Source organism: Streptomyces cavernicola (genome assembly GCF_029968035.1).
Lineage (GTDB): Bacteria > Actinomycetota > Actinomycetes > Streptomycetales > Streptomycetaceae > Streptomyces > Streptomyces cavernicola.
This window is the reverse complement of the sequence record NZ_JASCIQ010000032.1, coordinates 1-17,970: the sequence shown is the minus strand read 5'-3', so window position 1 is coordinate 17,970 and position 17,970 is coordinate 1. Positions and strand designations below refer to the sequence as shown.

The 17,970-nt window shown below is 71.3% G+C and carries 19 protein-coding genes; 5 read left to right on the top strand and 14 right to left on the bottom strand.

Features of this window, described 5'->3' with window-relative positions; genetic code table 11:
- Nucleotides 1–60 precede the first annotated feature (60 nt).
- Complete coding sequence (locus QIS96_RS26610; protein WP_282545289.1) at nt 61–549, bottom strand: phospholipase A2; 489 nt, start codon at nt 547–549, stop codon at nt 61–63.
- Between the two features lie 408 nt (nt 550–957).
- Nucleotides 958–2,370 carry an NAD(P)/FAD-dependent oxidoreductase gene (locus QIS96_RS26605; protein ID WP_282545288.1) on the bottom strand — a complete coding sequence of 471 codons (1,413 nt, stop codon included), beginning with the start codon at nt 2,368–2,370 and terminating at the stop codon, nt 958–960.
- Nucleotides 2,371–2,421: 51 nt separating this feature from the next.
- On the opposite strand from QIS96_RS26605, the gene QIS96_RS26600 reads away from it, so the two are divergent.
- The gene (locus QIS96_RS26600; protein WP_282545287.1) at nt 2,422–2,904 is read left to right on the top strand and encodes a GNAT family N-acetyltransferase; all 483 of its coding nucleotides are present in this window, start codon (nt 2,422–2,424) and stop codon (nt 2,902–2,904) included.
- A gap of 126 nt (nt 2,905–3,030) precedes the next feature.
- Here the strand turns inward: QIS96_RS26600 and QIS96_RS26595 are convergent, their stop codons facing one another.
- From QIS96_RS26595 to QIS96_RS26570, 6 genes are all read right to left on the bottom strand, one after another.
- A complete protein-coding gene (locus QIS96_RS26595) occupies nt 3,031–3,681 on the bottom strand; it encodes a hypothetical protein (protein WP_282545286.1) in 651 nt (216 codons plus the stop codon).
- 31 nt (nt 3,682–3,712) lie between these two features.
- Complete coding sequence (locus QIS96_RS26590; RefSeq protein WP_282545285.1) at nt 3,713–5,932, bottom strand: DUF6571 family protein; 2,220 nt, start codon at nt 5,930–5,932, stop codon at nt 3,713–3,715.
- A 34-nt stretch (nt 5,933–5,966) separates the two neighbouring features.
- Nucleotides 5,967–6,338, bottom strand: coding sequence for a hypothetical protein (locus QIS96_RS26585; protein WP_282545284.1), 372 nt, complete (start codon nt 6,336–6,338; stop codon nt 5,967–5,969).
- A gap of 152 nt (nt 6,339–6,490) precedes the next feature.
- Nucleotides 6,491–6,829 carry a hypothetical protein gene (locus QIS96_RS26580; protein ID WP_282545283.1) on the bottom strand — a complete coding sequence of 113 codons (339 nt, stop codon included), beginning with the start codon at nt 6,827–6,829 and terminating at the stop codon, nt 6,491–6,493.
- 2 nt (nt 6,830–6,831) lie between these two features.
- Nucleotides 6,832–7,053, bottom strand: coding sequence for a hypothetical protein (locus QIS96_RS26575; RefSeq protein ID WP_282545282.1), 222 nt, complete (start codon nt 7,051–7,053; stop codon nt 6,832–6,834).
- A complete protein-coding gene (locus QIS96_RS26570) occupies nt 7,050–7,274 on the bottom strand; it encodes a hypothetical protein (protein WP_282545281.1) in 225 nt (74 codons plus the stop codon). Before QIS96_RS26570 ends, QIS96_RS26575 begins: the two co-directional genes overlap by 4 nt.
- Before the next feature lie 117 nt (nt 7,275–7,391).
- Between QIS96_RS26570 and QIS96_RS26565 the strand changes: the two genes are divergently transcribed.
- Nucleotides 7,392–8,234 (top strand): helix-turn-helix domain-containing protein, encoded by an 843-nt coding sequence (locus QIS96_RS26565; RefSeq protein ID WP_282545280.1) that lies wholly within the window; start codon nt 7,392–7,394, stop codon nt 8,232–8,234.
- Nucleotides 8,231–8,440, top strand: coding sequence for a DUF397 domain-containing protein (locus QIS96_RS26560; protein WP_282545279.1), 210 nt, complete (start codon nt 8,231–8,233; stop codon nt 8,438–8,440). Before QIS96_RS26565 ends, QIS96_RS26560 begins: the two co-directional genes overlap by 4 nt.
- A 76-nt stretch (nt 8,441–8,516) precedes the next feature.
- Here the strand turns inward: QIS96_RS26560 and QIS96_RS26555 are convergent, their stop codons facing one another.
- From QIS96_RS26555 to QIS96_RS26545, 3 genes are all read right to left on the bottom strand, one after another.
- Nucleotides 8,517–9,764 carry a GNAT family N-acetyltransferase gene (locus QIS96_RS26555; protein WP_282545278.1) on the bottom strand — a complete coding sequence of 416 codons (1,248 nt, stop codon included), beginning with the start codon at nt 9,762–9,764 and terminating at the stop codon, nt 8,517–8,519.
- 10 nt (nt 9,765–9,774) lie between these two features.
- Nucleotides 9,775–11,412, bottom strand: coding sequence for an MFS transporter (locus tag QIS96_RS26550; protein ID WP_408907260.1), 1,638 nt, complete (start codon nt 11,410–11,412; stop codon nt 9,775–9,777).
- Between the two features lie 826 nt (nt 11,413–12,238).
- The gene (locus tag QIS96_RS26545) at nt 12,239–13,411 is read right to left on the bottom strand and encodes an FAD-dependent oxidoreductase (protein WP_282545277.1); all 1,173 of its coding nucleotides are present in this window, start codon (nt 13,409–13,411) and stop codon (nt 12,239–12,241) included.
- Between the two features lie 143 nt (nt 13,412–13,554).
- On the opposite strand from QIS96_RS26545, the gene QIS96_RS26540 reads away from it, so the two are divergent.
- Nucleotides 13,555–14,229 carry a pentapeptide repeat-containing protein gene (locus QIS96_RS26540; RefSeq protein WP_282545276.1) on the top strand — a complete coding sequence of 225 codons (675 nt, stop codon included), beginning with the start codon at nt 13,555–13,557 and terminating at the stop codon, nt 14,227–14,229.
- Nucleotides 14,230–14,454: 225 nt separating this feature from the next.
- On the opposite strand, the gene QIS96_RS26535 is transcribed toward QIS96_RS26540, so the two are convergent.
- From QIS96_RS26535 to QIS96_RS26525, 3 genes are all read right to left on the bottom strand, one after another.
- Nucleotides 14,455–14,952 carry a hypothetical protein gene (locus QIS96_RS26535; protein ID WP_282545275.1) on the bottom strand — a complete coding sequence of 166 codons (498 nt, stop codon included), beginning with the start codon at nt 14,950–14,952 and terminating at the stop codon, nt 14,455–14,457.
- Nucleotides 14,953–15,051: 99 nt separating this feature from the next.
- Nucleotides 15,052–15,690, bottom strand: a complete 639-nt coding sequence (locus QIS96_RS26530; RefSeq protein WP_282545274.1) for a response regulator — start codon at nt 15,688–15,690, stop codon at nt 15,052–15,054.
- Nucleotides 15,687–16,850: a sensor histidine kinase gene (locus QIS96_RS26525; RefSeq protein ID WP_282545373.1), complete on the bottom strand. Its 1,164-nt coding sequence runs from the start codon at nt 16,848–16,850 to the stop codon at nt 15,687–15,689. The genes QIS96_RS26530 and QIS96_RS26525 overlap by 4 nt, the downstream gene beginning before the upstream one ends.
- A 329-nt stretch (nt 16,851–17,179) precedes the next feature.
- Between QIS96_RS26525 and QIS96_RS26520 the strand changes: the two genes are divergently transcribed.
- On the top strand, nt 17,180–17,728 hold the full coding sequence (locus tag QIS96_RS26520) for a GlcG/HbpS family heme-binding protein (protein ID WP_282545273.1): 549 nt from the start codon (nt 17,180–17,182) through the stop codon (nt 17,726–17,728).
- The last annotated feature ends 242 nt before the right edge of the window (nt 17,729–17,970 follow it).

Genomic DNA, 17,970 nt, shown 5'->3' with positions numbered 1-17,970 from the left:
GACTCGCGAACAGGCCCCAACCGCCCGGCGGTCGGGGCCTGTTCGGCTGTCCGGCCGCTGCTACGCGTAGAACGCCCGGTCCCCGCCGAGGCGCACCGCGTCGTAGTACGTGTGGGCCGCGCCGTAGCAGGCGGTGTGGCGGAGAAGGTCGGGGCGCTTCTGGTCGCAGATGCGCCGCATCTCCTCCAGGAAGCGCCTGTCGACAGCGGCCCTGCGGGCGGGCGTCGGATCGAGCGCGAGGGTGCCGGCGCGGGAGCCGTAGTTGCGGTAGCCGAAGTCGTGCAGGGTGCAGGCGGGGGTGAAGAGTTTCATGTACGGGGCCTGGCCGCCGGGCACGGAGCAGCCGTCTGTCGTCCAGTTGAACGGCGGGGTCCGCTCCACGGTCATGAAGCGCTCCACGGGCAACGCCATGATGCGGTCCGCCGCGCGGACGAGTTGGGGGTTTCCGGCGGCGGTGCTTGTGGCGGTGGCGGTGGCGGTGGTGGCCGGGGCCAGGGTGAGGGCGGTGGCGGCGAGGGCTGTGGCTGCGGCTCGGGCGAGGGTGCGCATGGGGGCTCCTGGTGTTTTTCCAGGCGCAACTCGCGCTGCGGACGGAAGGTCACCGGGATTCGCCCGTTGGGGCCGTTGCGTGAAGTTCCCTCGGGGCGGGGGGAGTTGGCCTTGCCAGGCCGTTTCTCTCCCCTCCCCGCCCCTTCCCGAAGTCCTCAGCGGACAGCCCCCGGGGCTGCGCCCCGAGCCCCGGTTGTTGTTCGGCTGCTGCGCCGTCGTGGCTGGTCGCGCAGTTCCCCGCGCCCCTGTCGGAACCGGGGCTGCGCCCCGAGCCCCGGTTGTTGTTCGGCTGCTGCGCCGTCGTGGCTGGTCGCGCAGTTCACCGCGCCCCTGAAGGGGCACGTGAATCCAGCCTCTCCGGGTGCACCACCCCCCAAATTCAGCCCCTCCGGCGTTTGAGGAGGCGCGTCAGGTGCGGCCCGCGAGTCGGTCGGCCCAGGTTGCCAGGCGGGACGTCGACGGGGACGCGGAGCGGAGGGTCGCCTCGCGGTGGTCCGCCGTGCGGTAGGCCGCGTAGAGGGTCTGGACGCCCAGCCAGCGCAGGGGTTCCGGTTCCCATGTGCGGACCTTGTGGTTGACCCAGGGCAGCGCCGTGAGCGAGGTCGCCGTGTCCTGGCCCGAGTCCTCGCGGACCAGGTCCCGCAGGGTGCGCGCCGCGAGGTTGGCGGTGGCGACGCCGGAGCCGACGTAGCCGCCCGCCCAGCCGAGGCCCGTGGAGCGGTCCAGGGTGACGGTGGCGCACCAGTCGCGGGGCACGCCGAGGACGCCCGACCAGGTGTGGTCGATCCGGGTGCGGGCGAGGGCGGGGAAGAAGCGGACCAGGAGGGAGCGGAGGGCGTCCACCGTCGCCGGTTGCGTACGGCCGTCGTTGTCGGTGCGGGAGCCGTAGCGGTACGGGACGCCGCGGCCGCCGAGCGCGATTCGGTCGTCGGCGGTGCGCTGCGCGTACATGTAGGCGTGCGCCATGTCGCCGAGGGTCTCGCGGCCCTCCCAGCCGATGGTCTCCCACAGTTCGGCGGGGATCGGCTCGGTCACGATCATCGAGGAGTTCATCGGCAGCCACTCCCGCCGCAGCCCCTTCAGCGCGGCTGTGAAGCCTTCGGTGCAGCGCAGGACGTAGGGGGCGCGGACCGTGCCGTACGGCGTGACCGCGTGCTTCGGTTTGATCTCCGTGACGGGCGTCGACTCGTGGATGGTGACGCCGAGCGCGTCGACGACCGAGGCGAGTCCGGTGACCAGCTTCGCCGGGTGCAGCCGAGCCCCGTGCGGCGTCCAGGACGAGCCGACGGCGCCGGCGACCCGTACACGCTCGGCGGTCTCCCGTGCGCCGAGCAGCTGCCGCTCCCGGTCGCCGTACGCCATCTCGTCCTCGTGGAAGGCGCGGAGCCGGGTCAACTGGGCGGGTGTGTACGCGACTTCGAGGACGCCGCCGCGGTGCACGTCCGCGTCGATGCCCTCCTCCTCGGCGACCCGGACGACCTCGGCGACGGTGTCGTTCATGGCGTTCTGCAGTCGTACGGCGGCGTCGCGGCCGTGCAGTTTCGCGTACCGGTCGCGGCCCGCGACGCCGTTGTAGAGCCAGCCGCCGTTGCGCCCGGACGCGCCGTAGCCGCAGAACTTCTGCTCCAGGACCGTGATCCGGAGGAACGGCGCGGCCTTCTTCAGGTAGTACGCGGTCCACAGGCCGGTGTAGCCGCCGCCCACGATGCACACGTCGGCGGTGGCGTCCCCGGTGAGGGGCTCGCGGGCCGCGGGCATGCCGTGGTCGTGGAACCAGTGGGATATATGGCCGTTGAGGGTGCTAGGCGCTGACGCGTTCATGGCCGGGAACGTACCCGACGCGTCAAGGGCGGGCCCGGCTAACCTGCGCGCATGATCCGCACAGCGACCCCCGAAGACGTACCCGCCGTCCTGGCGATGATCCACGAACTCGCCGACTACGAGAAGGCCCTGCACGAGGTCCGCGCCACCGAACAGGACCTGCACACCGCCCTGTTCGGCGAGAACCCGGCGGCCTACGCGCACATCGCGGAGGACGCCGCGTCCGGCGAGGCGGTGGGCTTCGCGCTGTGGTTCCTCACGTTCTCCACCTGGCGCGGCGTGCACGGCATCTACCTGGAGGACCTGTACGTACGCCCCGAGGCGCGCGGCGGCGGCCACGGCAAGGCGCTGATGACGGAACTGGCCCGCATCTGCACGCGGCGCGGCTACCAGCGCCTCGAATGGTCCGTCCTGAACTGGAACGAGCCGAGCATCGCCTTCTACGAGTCCCTGGGCGCGCGCCCGCAGTCGGAGTGGTCCGTGTACCGGCTCACCGACGAGGCGCTGGGGCGGTTGGGGGCGTTGGTGCAGTAGTTCAACCGGCAGGAGATTCTTGGGGGCGTGGCTGCTCTCCTTGTCTTCCTGCAGCCACCACATGAGGCCGGTGGCGATGAGCGCGACGGAGATCAGCCGATCAGGAGGGCGCGCCGACGCCTGGGTTCAGCCGTCATGGCGCACGGCGCCGGTCTGCGTGGGCAGCGTCGGAGTATCGGTGCAGTGGGCGGCTTGCTGGACTGCGTAGCGCATGACTTCGGCGGCGAGCTGCGCGGACAGCTCGGCGGTGTGCGGCCTGCCTGCCACCTTCGGGTTGGGTTCGATGGTGACGGTCAGAGCATGGTGGTTGGTGAAACCGGAGCCCTTCGGGGGGGTACATCGGACGGCCAGCTCGGTGTCCGCCGGTGACATGTACCCCAAAGCCGGGCCCCAGGTGATGCTCCGGCCGTCCGAGGGCATCGATCCGCCCTCTTCGTGAGTCTGCATGACCTCACGAGCGTCGGCCACAGGCCACAGTTGGACCAACACCACCACGTAGCCTTCCTCGCCCGGTTCGGCCGAGGCATGGACCGTGCAACGTGCGTAGCCGGGATCGTCCGTGTCGTCCGACTGCAGGAGATCGTCGATGTCAGTCCAGGGATCGCCGTCCGTGCCGGCAGACAGGTAAGGGCCGGGAGGAAGCATCTTCTTCACGAGACGAGTGGAGATCGACGTCTTGCACAGCGTGTCGGGCACCGCCGCGGTGCGCGGCTCGGCGTCCTCTCCGCCCCAGACCCACCAGACGCCGCCCGCTACGGCCAGTAGCGCAACGCCCAAGAGCCCTCCGGCCCTACGCCGCGACCGCGCATCACCCAGCACTTCCGCCACCCCCTCGGCCCGCGCGCTCTGTTCCGGCACCGACGGAGTGGGCGGTACGTGCTTCCCTGGCGGCCGAGTCCTTCATGTCCCTGATCGTTTGCTCCGTGAAGTCCCCGCCCCGGGTGGCTCGATCGACAGCTTCCCTGGCTGCGTTCTCGGCTCGCTTCTGGCTGTCGGTGAAATCCTCCCTGGCTTCGTGGTGCGCCTCATTCGTGTAGTCCTTCTTGAGTGTTTCCTGGACGCTGGTCTGCACGTCCTCCAGGACCCAGGAGACGACGGGAACCTGCACGGACTCCGTGGCCATGGTCAGGCCTCGGCCCACCCACTTCTTGGCCGTGTCGGTGCCCGAGTTGAAGTCCTCAGCCTCGGCTGTCTTGGAGTTGTAGACGGCCTCGGCGCGAGCTTCACTCATGATGCCCGCCAGCATCGAACCAGGACTCACGGCGTTCTCGACCCGGCTGTTCGGCGGCACGCTGGAACCATCGCTGTGGTTCACCGCCTGGTCCACCGCCACGCTGGTGTAGGCCTGCTGGGCGGCGGTGATGGCCTTGTACGCCTCGGGGTCCTGGCCCACAGACGAGAGGAAGGCCGCTGTGTTGCCTCGCGGTAGATCTGCCGCGGCGCCGTGGGTCGGTAGCGCTCCCTGCTCAGTAAGGGCCCGCTGAAAGTCACCCATGTAATTGGCCGTGATGTTGCCGAGGCTGTCGTTCAGAGGCCGAAGCTTGGCTTCTTCTCCTTCGAGGAGCTCACCCCCGTCGGGGCCCCCGAGCTTGTTGACGAGCTCCTTCACCAGGCCGGCCTGGGTCTCCGTGTGCTTGGGCATCTCGTTGCCCTCGTACTCGTACGACCGGCCGCTCGTGGCCGACTCCAGCGCATGGCCGAGGTTGTCGTAGCCGCTCGGGTTGGCCGGATCTCCGGTGAAGGTCCCGTGCTCCGGCGGCGGCCAGCGGCGGTCTTCCAGGAGGTAGTCCAGGTGATCCACCGATTTACCGTCAAAGTCCGTGCTTGAGGTGAGGAATTCGGTCGATGCCTCCGGGTTGTGCCCCAAGGCCTCCATGAACCCGGTCATGGGGTCGAGCGCCCCGAGCTGGGGCGCCCCTGTGTTCCGGAGGCCGTCGCCCGACCAATACGCGGCAGGATCCTGCAGGCTGTACTTGCCGCCCTGCTTCTCGGCAACGATCAGGTCTTCGCCGTACTCCTGCAGGAAGTCCGTGTCCCACTTGCCATGGCTCATGAGACTGCTGGTCACGTGGTAGCCGGTGAGGCCTTTCGCCATCTCGGACGGGTTTGAGTTGAACTCCTTGTGCCCCAAGGAGAGGAGCTCGTCCTGGAACTTCTTGATGCCCCTGTTCGGATTTTTGTCGCCGTCGTCCGAGGTGGTGGCGGTGCCGATAGTGGTACCCAGGTTCTTCTGGAACTGCTTCAGCTGCGCCAGTTCAGCCTTCGATAGATTTGCGCCCGAGGTCGGGTTGAGGAGCTGGTCGTATTTGTTGAGCGTTTGCTCGGCGCCCGTGCGGACAGCGAAGGATCGGGCGAACTCGGGGTCGTTCCTGTTCTGTGCCAGCAACTGGTTCAGCTGCATGAACTCCGAGTCCGTCAGGCGTCCCTTCTTCTTCATCAGCTGCGACGCCTTGCCTGCCTCGGCCTCGTCGAGGTCCTTGTAGGTGCGCTTGCCGTTGAAGCTGTCGTTGTCGGCGCCGTTGGCGTCCCGACGCAGTGCGGCACCGACGGCGCCGTCGATGCTCGTGACCGCCGCGAGGATGGACTTGTAGTCGGCTGTCGCCTCGTCGAGCACCTTCTTGCGCTCGTCCGCGAAGCCCGGAGCGGCCGAGGCGGTGGGGCTGTCCCAGCGGGAGTCCACGTCCTCCACGCCCTTGTCGGAGAACTTCAGGTAGTTCTTCCGGCCCCGCTCGACGAGGTCGTGCAGCTGCTTTTGGTACTTGCGGAAGTCTGTGTGCGCCTCCGTGAGCAATTTGCCGACTCGGCGGGACTCCTCGGCGGCGGCGCGGTATTCCCGGGTGGCCCGCTTCATGGTGCGGAAGGCAGTGGCGGCGGCTTCGCCTTCCCAATTCCCTTCGAGCACCTTGATGACCCGTGCCTCGAACTGGTCCTCAAGTCCTTCGTATTTTGCGGGGAGTTTGCTCCAGGCCTTGGCTGCCGCTTCCAGTTTGGAGAGGTCGGCTTCATCGAGATAGGTGAACGAGACCATCGGGAACCACTTTCAGGACGTAGGGAAGGCTGAGTCAGCCGAAATCGCGAGTGATGGCGCTGTGATGCGCTGAGCTTTCGTGCTCTTCCCTGCGCGAGTAGTTCCCCTGCGTCTCGTGGATCTTCTCGTTGATCGACTGGAGCAGGCCCTTCAGGTTGATGACCTGCTGTTGCCAGCGTGTGTCCATGTCGAAGAGTCCGATGGCTGTCTCGAAGGCACCCCCGCCGGGTCCGGAACCCGGGGCGCCTCTGTTGAGTCCGGCCACGGCGTCCAGGGTGTCCTGCTGTGAAGCCCTGTCTGCATTGTCGGTGTCGCCGCGCAACTCGGCCAAGTTGTTGCTGGCTTGATTGAGCTTGCTCGTCTCGACTCTCGTCGTAATTCCGCTTCCCCCGCCGTCAGGACGCAACGCCCTGCCCTCCCCCGTGTTCAGTGGTCCATCAGCACGAACCGTTCGGTCGGGCTGCGCAGAAACGCAGGGGAATGTATCAGCAGTCTGTGGTGGTGCCAATGGTGGTCTGGGCGGCCGGAGGCCCGCACGTCGGGGCTCGAGGGGCGGGCTCAGGCGGCAGTGCGGGTGGGGGTGACGAGGCTGGCGAGGGGTTCGGCGGGGTGGTCGTAGTCCACGCCGAGTTCGGCGAACGCGGCGGCCCATGCGCGTTCGCGTTGCAGGGCGGGTAGGGCGAGGGTCCGTTCGTCCCGGAAGATCGCCCGCACCTCCGCCGCCGAGGGCGAGGTCCAGGGGCGGGCCCACGGGGACACGGGTTCCGGTTCGGGTACGGGATCTGGTACGTCGGCCCGCTGGGCGGCGAGGTACTGCGCGCTGTGCCGGCCGGGCCGCCGGCCCGGGGCGAACAGGGCGGCCAGCCAGGAGAGGGCGCGGGCTAACAGGGCGTGCATGGTCAGGTGGCTCCTGCTCCTGCCCGCAGGGCGGCGGCGAGGGCCTTGGCCGTACTCACGTTGCAGCGCCCCAACTCGACTAGTGCGAACGGGCGTTGAGCGGTGTACGCGATCAGGTCGACGCCCAGGGACGGCAGTACGACACCGGCCGCCGTGAGCGCCGCGTCCAACTCCTCGCGCGCGGCCTCGGCCTGCTTCAGCAGTTCGTTCTTGTCGTGAGTCACAGCAGCTCTCCTCGGGATCGGGCGTTCGCCCGAGCGGTCTCTACGCGTAGGCGCTGTTCGGAGGTGGCGGCCCGGGTGTGCTCGGGAGCGACCTCCCACTCCCTCCCGCCGAGCGCGGGCCGCAGAAACCAACGCGCCCCCAACTCACCTCGGAACTCGCCGAGTTGATCGCGCAGCACGTCCAGGAGGAGGGTTCCGACGCTCGGGGCAGGGGTGGGCATGCGGGCTGGGCACACAATTGCTCCTCTCTGTAGTCAAACGACTACCAGGAGCCCTCAGAGTGACCTAGCCTCGAAGGCCGAGCAAGCTGTCAGCGCGGCAGGGAAGGTTGGGCTCGCATGGTCAACATCAAGGAACTGAACCCCGACAGCAGTCCGGCGGCGGCGTTCGGCGCGCGCTTACGCAGGGAGCGAGAGGCGAAGGGGTTAAAGCAGGAAGAACTGGCCACCCTGATGGACTACTCCAGCACGCACATCTCGGCCGTGGAAACTGGTCGCAAGATGCCAACTCTTCGCTTTTCGCGCAGTGTTGACCGTGCCCTCGGCACTGACGGAACCGCGGACACGTTCGAACGCCAGTGGCGCGAGATGCAGCACGGCTCGCTCCTCGAAGGCTTCCCGGAGTTCGTGGGCTACGAAGGGCGCGCCGCCGAGATCCGGCTGTACGAAGTCGGCGTCATGCCAGGCCTTTTGCAGACCTCGCAGTACGCGGCCGCGCTGGCGGACAGCGCCGTCAAGCGGAGGGCCATCAGCGCGGAGCAGGCGCGTGAGCGCGTCTCGGTGGTCGCGGAACGTCAGTCGGTCCTCGACCGCAGGAAGAATCCGCCGGAGGTCTTCGTCGTACTTGACGAGGGCTGCATACGTCGCCCCGTCGGCGAACCGGACGTGATGGACGCGCAGTTGGCGCTCCTGATCGACTTCGCGAAGCAGCCGAACACGACGCTTCAGGTCGCGCCGTTCAGCATGGGAGTTCGGCGCCCCTTCGACCTACCCGTCTACATCTTGACGATGACGGACCGCTCCCTCATGTCCTATGCCGAGTCCGCCCACCGGGGCAGCCTGGAGCGCGAAAGTACGTTCGCAGTACCCCTGTTGAAGGCCTACCATCAGCTACAGGCCGAAGCACTCTCCCAAGCGGAGTCCGTGGCCATGATCGAACGGTTACGAAAGGGCACCTCGTGACGACCGAATCCCCGCGCTGGTTCAAGTCCTCCTACAGCAACAACGGCGGAGCCTGCGTCGAGGTGGCCACCAATCTCGCCGCCTCGCACAGCATCGTCCCCGTACGCGACTCCAAGAACCCCGCCGGTCCCACCCTGACCGTCCACGCTGACGCGTTCTCGACCTTCGTCGCGGGCGTCAAGGACAGCCGACTGGGCGCCATCTGAACGTCCGGGCACGACAACGGCCCCGTCGTACCCCCAAGTTGGGGTACGACGGGGCCGAGTCACGCGTAGCCCTCCGCTAGAACCCGTCGACGGTGTGCGGTGCGTGATCCGTGCGCAGCGCCGCCGTCAGGGTTTCGGCCGCGCCCGGTGTGTGCTCCGTGGCCAGGCCCGCTCGGACCAGGGCCGTCGGGCTCGTGCCGCCCAGGTAGCACGCGGCCAGGTCGCGGACCGCGAGGGAGAGGTCGGCGGGGTCGTGCGTGGGCTCGTACGCGACCCCCCGCGGCGAGCAACTCAGCCGGTGCGGGCCCGAGTTGACGGGGAGGTGGGCGTCGTGGACGTCCAGGACCAGGTCCACCGGGGCGGCGTACGAGCGGCGGAGCAGGGCCGTGCGGACGTCGAGGAGGCGGAGCCACAGGGCGGGGAACCCGGCGGTGACGCGGACCTGGTCGCGGTCGGCGGCGAAGAGCAGCAGCGGGTCGTCGACGGGGCGGCCCCAGGCGCGGACCTTGGCCGTCAGGTCGACGGACGCCGCGTACTGCCAGAGCGCGGCCGCCGCGGCCGGGGTCTCCGCCTCCAGGTCGTCGAGGCGGACCAGGCCGGGGGCGTCGTCCTCCCGCTTCGTGCGGTAGATCGCGTACCCGGCGAGCGGCTCACCAGGACCGCCGAGCGCGACCACCCGCGGCGGCGAGAACGACGCGTCCTCCTCGTCCTTCTCGGCCATCCACTCCTCGGCCCACCAGGCGCGGCTGCGGGCGATCCGGCCGGGCCGCCCGGCGCGCGTGCGGTCGTAGAAGGCGGCGAGCTGCGCGGGGGCGTCGGCGGGGGAGAGCAGGCGCAGCGGACGGTCGTCGGGGGCGATGCGCAGCGCGAGCGGACGAGCGGAGTCGATCTCCACGGTGACGCCCCGGGTGCCCTCGCCGAAGCCGAACCGGCCGTAGATCACGGCCTCGGAGGCCCACAGCGCGGCGATCGGCCAGTCCTGTGCGGCGCAGCGCGCGAACAGCTCCGCGAGCATCCCGGACAGGGCACCGCGCCTGCGGTGGGTGGGCGCCACACAGGCGAACGTCACGCCGGGGCAGGGCAGTTCGCCGCCCGGCACGGACAGCGTGAAGGGCAGCGCGGAGACGGTGCCGACCAGCGCGTCGCCGTCGTACGCGCCGACGCGGGTGCAGCCGCGCAGCAGCTCCTTGTGGTGCGCGCGCAGCTCGGCCTCGGGCTTCTCGTGGAACGCGAGATACGCCAGGTCCAGGGCCCGGTCGAGCTCGCTCTCCGGAAGCTCCCGGAACTTCAGGGCGGGGGTGCAGGGGGTGGGACGACTCTCCATGATCCGGACACTAGTTCCCGTAAGCCGTACGGGCATCGGCGTTTTCGGCCGCCGCCCCCTCGCCGGGCGGTACGAGATGCCGGGGCGCCCGCGACGTCACCATCAGGCCCGCCACGATCCCGGCGAGCAGCATGATCCCGGCGGCCCACCAGATCGCCACGGTGTAGCCGTGCACCGTGCCCTCGGCGACGACCCGGGCGCGCTCAGCCGGATCGCGCAGGTGGGCCGCGACGTACGCGGTGGTCGAGGTGGTGGCGATGGTGTTGAGGAGAGCCGTGCCGATGGAACCGCCCACCTGCTGCGAGGTGTTGACCGTCGCCGACGTCACCCCGGCGTCCTGCGGGGCGACGCCCGCGGTGGCGGTGGCGAACACCGGCATGAACGTCAGGCCCATGCCGAAACCGGTGAGCAGCATGCCGGGCAGTACGTGCGTGGCGTAGTCGCCGTCGACGCTCAGACCGGTCAGGAGCACCATGCCGAGCGCGGCGAGGAACATGCCGGGCACCATCAGGGCGCGCGGCGGCACATGATGCAGGAGGCGGGCCGAGACCTGCGTGGAGCCCGTGATGATCGCGGCCGTCATCGGCAGGAACGCCAGGCCCGTCTTGACCGGCGAGTACCCGAGGACGGCCTGCAGGTAGTACGTCATGAACAGGAACACCCCGAACAGGCCGATCGTCGCCAGCGCCATCGTCAGGAAGCAGCCGGCCCGGTTGCGGTTCCTGAGGAGGTGCAGCGGAAGCAGCGGGCTCGGCGCCCGGGTCTGCCACCACACGAACGCGACGAGCAGCACCACGGCCGCGGCGAACAGGGCGAGCACCCACGGGTCGGTCCAGCCCCGCGGCTGCGCCTCGCTGAACCCGTACACGAGCGCGACGAGCCCGCCGCAGCCGAGCAGCACCCCTCTGACGTCGAGCCGGGCGCCGGTGTCGGCGGGGCGGTGGTCGCGCAGCACGGCGAACGCGCCGAGCAGGGCGACGAGGGCGATGGGGACGTTGACGTACAGGCACCAGCGCCAGTCCAGGTACTCGGTGAGCAGGCCGCCCGCGAGCAGGCCGATCGCCGAGCCGCCGCCGGCCATCGCGCCGTAGATCCCGAAGGCCTTGCCGCGCTCCTTCGGGTCGCTGAACATCGTGGTCAGCAGGGACAGGGCGGACGGGGCGAGGACCGCGGCGAACACGCCCTGCAGCGCGCGGGCCCCGAACAGCATGCCGGGCCCGCCCGCCGCCCCGCCGAGCGCGGACGCCGCAGCGAAGCCGACGAGCCCGCAGGCGAAGGTGCGTTTTCGTCCGACGAGGTCGGCGATCCGCCCGCCGAGCAGGAGAAAGCCGCCGAAGGCCAGGGTGTAGGCGGTGATCACCCACTGGCGGTTGGCGTCGGACATGCCGAGGTCGCGTTGGGCGGAGGGCAGGGCGATGTTCACGATGGTCGCGTCGAGGACCACCATCAGCTGGGCGAGTGCGATGACGACGAGACCCCACCAACGGTGCGGGTCGGGTTCCGTGACCGTCGGACGACGTATCGGGGCGTCCCCGCGCGCGCCTGCGCCTTCGTCTCCGCGCCCGCCTCTGTCTCCGCTTCTGCCTGCGCCTGCGCCTGCGCCTCCGCTTCCGCCTCCGCCTCCGTCTCCGTCTCCGGGGGAGCTCATGTTTTCCAGGACAGCACAGTTGGGGGGAGTTGCGCCTGTTGGGGGGTGCGGGCTTTTTTCTTCCCCTCCCCGCCCCTTCCCGAACTGGGGCTTTGCCCCAGGCCCCGGCTTCGGGGCTTCGCCCCGTGCCCCGGCTGTCGTTTGTCTGCTGCGCCGTCGTGGCTGGTCGCGCAGTTCCCCGCGCCCCTTGGGGGCCAGCCCCGCCCCGCAAAATCCGGCCCGCGGCATCCGAGGGGCGGGGGGCAAATTCAGCCCCTCCGGCGTTTGAGGAGCGGGGGTCCGGGGGCTGGCCCCCGAGGACGGGGGGCCGGGGCGGCAGACCCGAGGCGGGGGTCTGGGGCGGAGCCCCGTGGTGGGGTCTGGGGCGGAGTCCCGAGGCGGGGTCCGTGGTGGGGTCTGGGGTGGAGTCCCGAGGCGGGGTCTGGGGCGGCAGACGCGAGGCGGGGTCCAGGGGCGGCAGCCCCGTGGTGGGGTCTGGGGCGGCAGCCCCGTGGTGGGGTCCGGGGCGGAGTCCCGAGGCGGGGTCCAGGGGCGGCAGCCCCGTGGTGGGGTCCGGGGCGGCAGACCCGCAGCGGGGTTCAGGGGCGGCAGCCTCGTGGTGGGGTCCGGGGCGGCAGACCCGCAGCGGGGTTCAGGGGCGGCAGCCTCGTGGTGGGGTCCGGGGCGGCAGACCCGCAGCGGGGTTCAGGGGCGGCAGCCCCGTGGTGGGGTCCGGGGCGGCAGACCCGCAGCGGGGTTCAGGGGCGGCAGGCCCGGGGAGCGGGGGGTGGGGCGCAGCCCCCGAGCTGTCCGCAGGACTTTCGGGAAGGGGCGGGGTGGGGAAAGGTCAGGGGGTGACGGGGGCCCCGGCCACCGGTCGTGCCGCCCGCACCGCGAGCATCGCCGCCTCGAGCGCGCTCGTGAACGACACCTCGGACAGCACGCCGGGCGCGGCCACCTGATCCCCGGCCAGGAACACCGCACCCCCGCGCCGCACCGCAGGCCGGTCCCGCCACGTCGACCCGGGCAGGTCGACAGCCCCGGTGCGGCCGGCCGCGAGCGCCTCGCGCCGCCGGACCGTACGCTCCCGCCACCCCGGCGCCCCCAGGTCGAGCAGCCGCTCGGCCCGTTCGAGGCCCGCCGCCCTCGACTCCTCGGGGGCCACCGGGAACTGCCCCTGGAACAGGGACTCCCCGGCGGGCGCGAGGCTGCGGTCCTGGGCGGTGAACCGCTCGATCCAGCCCGGCGCGTCCAGGTCGGACACCGCGAACGCATCGCCGCGGCGTGCGCGTACCGCGAGGTCGAGCAGGGCCGTACGCCCGCTCTCCCCGCGCAGCGACTCGTCGCCGAGCAGCCGCCGGGCCGCGTCGAGGGAGGTTGCGACGATCACGGGCCCGTCCTCCGGCAGCGCGTCGACCCGCGCCCCGGTCTCCACGCGGACGCCGAGGTTCCAGGCATGGGCCGCCATCCGCTCGATGACCGAACTCCAGCCGCCGCGCGGGTAGTGCGCCTCCGGCGGCAGCTTCGTGGCGCGGCGCAGGCGCTCCTGCACGAAGGCCGCGGAGAGCGAGCCGGGGTCGTGGTGGAACACGGCGACGGCGATGTAGTTGGCCGCGGCCCGCGCGCCCTCCTCGCCGACCCGCTCGGCGGCCCAGCCGTAGAAGTCCCGGTCGACGGGCGCGTACCGGTGCCGGCGGCCGAGCAGCTTCACCAGGCCGAGCGGGGGCGTGCGGCGCAGCGCGCCACGGTGGTGGAGGCGCAGCCGGGCGCCTTCGAACGGCGGGATCGGGGCGAGCGGGCCGATCAGGTCGCGCTGCCGCAGCCAGGTCCAGTGCGGGCCGCCGTTGTAGAGGGCGTGCGGACCCTCGTTCGTACGGTACGGGCCGGTCGCGGTGGTGCGGGCGCGGCCGCCGAGGGTGCGGTGGGCCTCGTACAGGGTGACCTCGGCGCCGGCCTCGGCGGCGGCGACGGCCGCCGTGAGCCCGGCGAATCCGCCGCCGATGACGGTGATGCGATGCATGTCGGAGTCTCCTGGTCGCGAATCGCTTGTCGCGTGTGGTGTGGCGTCTGGCTTGTCGCTTGTCACCGGTACGACGGGGCGGCGGCGCCGGATGTGACATGGGCGGCGGCCGGATTGTCAGTGGCGTCGCGCACGATGGACGCATGCCACGCGAACGACGGACCCAGCAGCCCGCGGTGAAGCCCGCCCGCCGCCCCGACCTGCACCTCCCGCCCCTGCGGCCGTACGGGGACGGGGAGTTGACCCCGGACGGGGACTACGACGGGCTGCTGTTCGACAGCACGGACCTCGCGTACGGGGACGGGGCGGGGGCCCGTTTCCTGGACTGCTCCCTGGAAGGGTGCGTCCTCGACGAGACGTCCCTGCGCAACGCCCGCTTCATCGACTCGCGCCTGTCCGGGGTGCGGGGCGTGGGCACGAACCTCTCGGGCGCGGCCCTGCGGGACGTGGAGGTGCTCGACGCGCGCATGGGCGGGGTGCAGTTGCACGGCGCGGTGCTTGAGCGGGTCGTGATCAGAGGCGGCAAGGTCGACTATCTGAACCTGCGCCGGGCCAAGCTGCGGGACGTGGTCTTCGAGGGCGTCGTCCTGTCCGAGCCGGACTTCGGCGGGGCGAGTATGGAGCGGGTGTCGTTCGAGGGGTGCGCGCTGCGGGGGGTGGATCTCACGGGGGCCCGGCTGAAGGACGTGGATCTGCGGCGGGTCGCCGGCCTCGACCTTGCCCGGGGGGACCTCGCCGGGGCGGTGATCTCGCCGCCCCAACTCCTGGACCTGGCCCATGTGTTCGCGGCGCAGCTGGGGGTCCGCGTGGAGGACTGATCCTTTCCCCTACCCGCCCCTTCCCGAAAGTCCTGCGGACAGCTTCGGGGCTGCGCCCCGGGCCCCGGCCGCTCTTTGGCTGCCCGCTTCGTCGTGGCTGGTCGCGCAGTTCCCCGCGCCCCTGAAAAACCAGCTCCTCCGGCGTTTGAGGAGGCCCGTCCGGCAGGCCACGCGGCGGCAGCCGCATATCGGACGCTGCCGGGAAGGGGCGGGGTGGGGAGATGTTCAGACGCGAGGGAAGCGGGCCTGCAGGTCCCAGATGACCGGGTTCTCCGCCAACTCGTCGTGCATATCGCTGAGATCCGCGATCAGATCCCACAGAAAGTCCCGCGCCTCGCGCCGCAACTCCGCGTGCGAGAACGTCAACGGCGCCTCGTCCCCCGGCATCCACTCCCCCTCGACGTCCACCCACCCGAACCGCCGCTCGAAGAGCATCCGGTCACTGGACTCGGTGAAGTCCAGCTCCGCGTACTGCGGCCGGGAGGCCCGGCTGCCCATCGGGTCCCGGTCGAGCCGCTCGACGATGTCGCACAGCGCCCACGCGAAGTCGAGCACCGGCACCCATCCCCAGGCTGTGGACAGTTCCCGGTCCGCCTTGGTGTCGGCGAGGTACACGTCCCCGCAGAACAGGTCGTGCCGCAGTTCCCGCACGTCCGCCCCCCGGTAGTCGGTCTGGGGCGGGTCGGGGAAGCGGTTGGAGAGGGCGTAGCCGATGTCGAGCACGGGTTGATGGTGTCATGGCTCGCGTGGCCGTCGACCGTGGCTCGGTCCAGGGGGGCCAGGGGCCGCACCCCAGAGGGTCCAGGGGCCGCACCCCAGGGCTCACGGCAGCAGCCGCCGCTCCTTCGCCACCGCCACCGCCCCGGCCCGCGTGTCCACGCCCAACTTGTCGTAGATCCGGCCCAGATGGGTCTTCACGGTGGCCTCGCTGATGAACAGGGCCTTGGCGATGTCGCGGTTGCCGAGGCCGTGGGCGAGCTGGCCGAGGATGTCGAGTTCGCGGTCCGTGAGGGTCGGCTGGGGGCTGCGCATGCGGGCCATGACGCGGCTCGCGACCGGCGCGGACAGCGTGGTGCGGCCCTCGGCGGCCGCGTGGATCGCCGCGAACAGCTCGTCGGGACGCTCGGCCTTCAGCAGATAGCCGGTCGCGCCCGCCTCGATGGCGCGCGTGATGTCCGCGTCCGTGTCGTACGTGGTGAGGACCAGGACCCGCACGCCCGTCGGCGCGATCTGGCGGGTGGCCTCGACGCCGTCCATGCCCGCGCCGAGCTGGAGGTCCATGAGAACCACGTCGGGGGTCAGTTTCGCGGCGAGCGCGACGGCCTCCTCGCCGGTGCCCGCCTCCCCGGCCACCTCGATGTCCGGCGCGCTGCCGAGCAGGGCGAGCAGTCCGGCCCGTACGACGGCGTGGTCGTCGCAGAGCAGGACGCGTACGGGAGATGCAGCGGAAGGGGCGGTCATGAGCGGGACTCCAAGGGGATCGCGGCGGAAAGGACCGTGCCGTCGCCGGGGGCGGACTCGATGGTGAGGGTGCCACCGAGCTGGGCGACGCGCGCGCGGATCGCGGGAAGTCCATGGCCGCGGACGCCCGAGGGCACTTCCTTGGCCGGGTCGAAGCCGCGGCCGTCGTCGGCGACGTCGAGGACGACCTGGTCGTCGAAGTAGACGAGGGTGAGGACGGCGGTGCGGGCGGCGGCGTGCTCCTTGACGTTGGCGAGCGCGCCCTGCGCGATGCGGAGCAGCGCCCCCTGCACCCGGTCGGGCAGCGGCGCGGGCCCGCCCTCGATCCGGCAGTGCACATGGAGCCCGGCCTGCGACTCCCGCTCGGCGAGCCCGTACAGGGCTTCTTCGAGGCCGACGCCGCCGGCCAGGTCGGCGGGCGCCAGGTCGTGCACGAAGCGGCGGGCCTCGGCGAGGTTGCGCTCGGCGAACGACTCGGCGGTGCGGACGTGCGCGTGGGCCGTGTCCGGGTCGGTGTCCCAGACCCGGTCGGCGGCCTGGAGGAGCATCTGCTGGCTGGTCAGGCCCTGGGCGAGGGTGTCGTGGATCTCCATGGAGAGCCGCTGCCGCTCGGCGAGGGTGCCCTCGCGGCGCTCGATCGCGGCGAGCTGCCGCCGGGTGCGCACCAGGTCGGCGATGACGCTCTGCAGCCGGGTCGCCTGCCGCTGCGAGTGCACGAACATCGCGGTGGCGACGGCGGCCACGGCGGGCGGCGCGAACAGCAGGTTCGGATCGAAGCCGGCCTGGACCCGCAGCTGCACCTGGGCGGCCACCACGAACACGGTGATGAGGACGACGAGGAGGATCGCGGCCCCGGTGCGCAGCGTGCGCAGGCCGGTGTAGAAGAGCGGCACCGCGCACCAGCCGAAGCTCGGCGCGAGGATCACCAGGGTCACCCAGATCGCCATGACCGCGGCGAGCCACAGCTTGTGCGAGGTGGTGGCGCGGCGCGGGACCCGCGGCCCCGGCAGGTCCTTGGGGCCGAGGACGGGCCCGAGCACGTACAGGGTGGCGAGCGCGCCCGCGAAGGTGATGACCCACAGCGTCGCGGGGTCGTCGGGGTGGCGCAGGAGGAAGCGGGTCAGGGACGAGCCGAGGAGCACGAAGAACGCCACGTGCATGACGGCGGCGAGTCGCCGGTTGTCCCGCGCTGCCGCCCCGTGCACCAAGGTCTGCTGTTCTTCCCCGCGCACCAGGGACTGCTGCTCTTCCACGGGCCCATCGTCACCTACCAAGGTCCCCTGCGCATCAACCGATCGGCCGACCCCCCTGTCGACCGTCCCGCACGCAGGTCACAGCCGGTACGTCGACGGGGAGAGGCCGTCTGCGGCCCCACGATGGATGCAGAGCGACAAACGCTCCACCCACAGCGGGAACCGATCGGAAATCACCTCCCGCCCTCCACGTGCCGGCCCCCGCCGGCCGGCCGCCAGAGAACGAGGAATCCGCCATGAAGAAGCTTTCCCTGCGTACCCGTGTCCTCACCGGTGCCGTCGCCGCTGCCGCTCTCGGTGCGGGCACCTTCGGCGCGGTCTCCGCGAACGCCGCCCCGGCCCCCGCTGCCGCCCCGGCCGCCGCCGCCTCCGCGTCCAACACCACGCAGTCGACGCACCTCACCATCGACGCCGCGACCAAGGCCGCGCAGGCCACCCTGGACGCCGCCGAGAAGGAGAACCAGCGCATCACCGTCGCGGTCGTCGACCGCAACGGCAACACCATCGTCACCCTGCGCGGCGACGGCGCCGGCCCGCAGTCCTACGAGTCCGCCGTGAAGAAGGCGTACACCGCCGTCTCCTGGAACGCCCCCACCTCCGAGCTGGCCAAGCGCCTGGAGCAGGCCCCGAACCTGAAGGACATCCCGGGCACCCTGTTCCTCGGCGGCGGCGCCCCGGTGACCGCGAAGAACGCCCCGATCGCCGGCATCGGTGTCGCGGGCGCCCCGTCCGGCGACCTGGACGAGAAGTTCGCGAAGGCCGGTGTGGCGGCCCTCGGCAAGTGACTTGCCTGAGCCGCGGAGCGGCGGCCCCCGGCCGCTGACCCGCACCTGAACTGCGGCCGGGCACCACCCTCAGCACGCCCCCCCGGTGCCCGGCCGCGCCCACGTGGCCCGGCGGCCCGTCCGTCCGTCCCACCTCGGACCGCCGAAGCGAAGCCGGCTCCCCCCGGCCCTAGGGGGCGTCTCCCCGATCTTTGCGGGTCCACGACGCCTGGCACGCTCCCCCAAGCTCTCGGCTGCGCTCA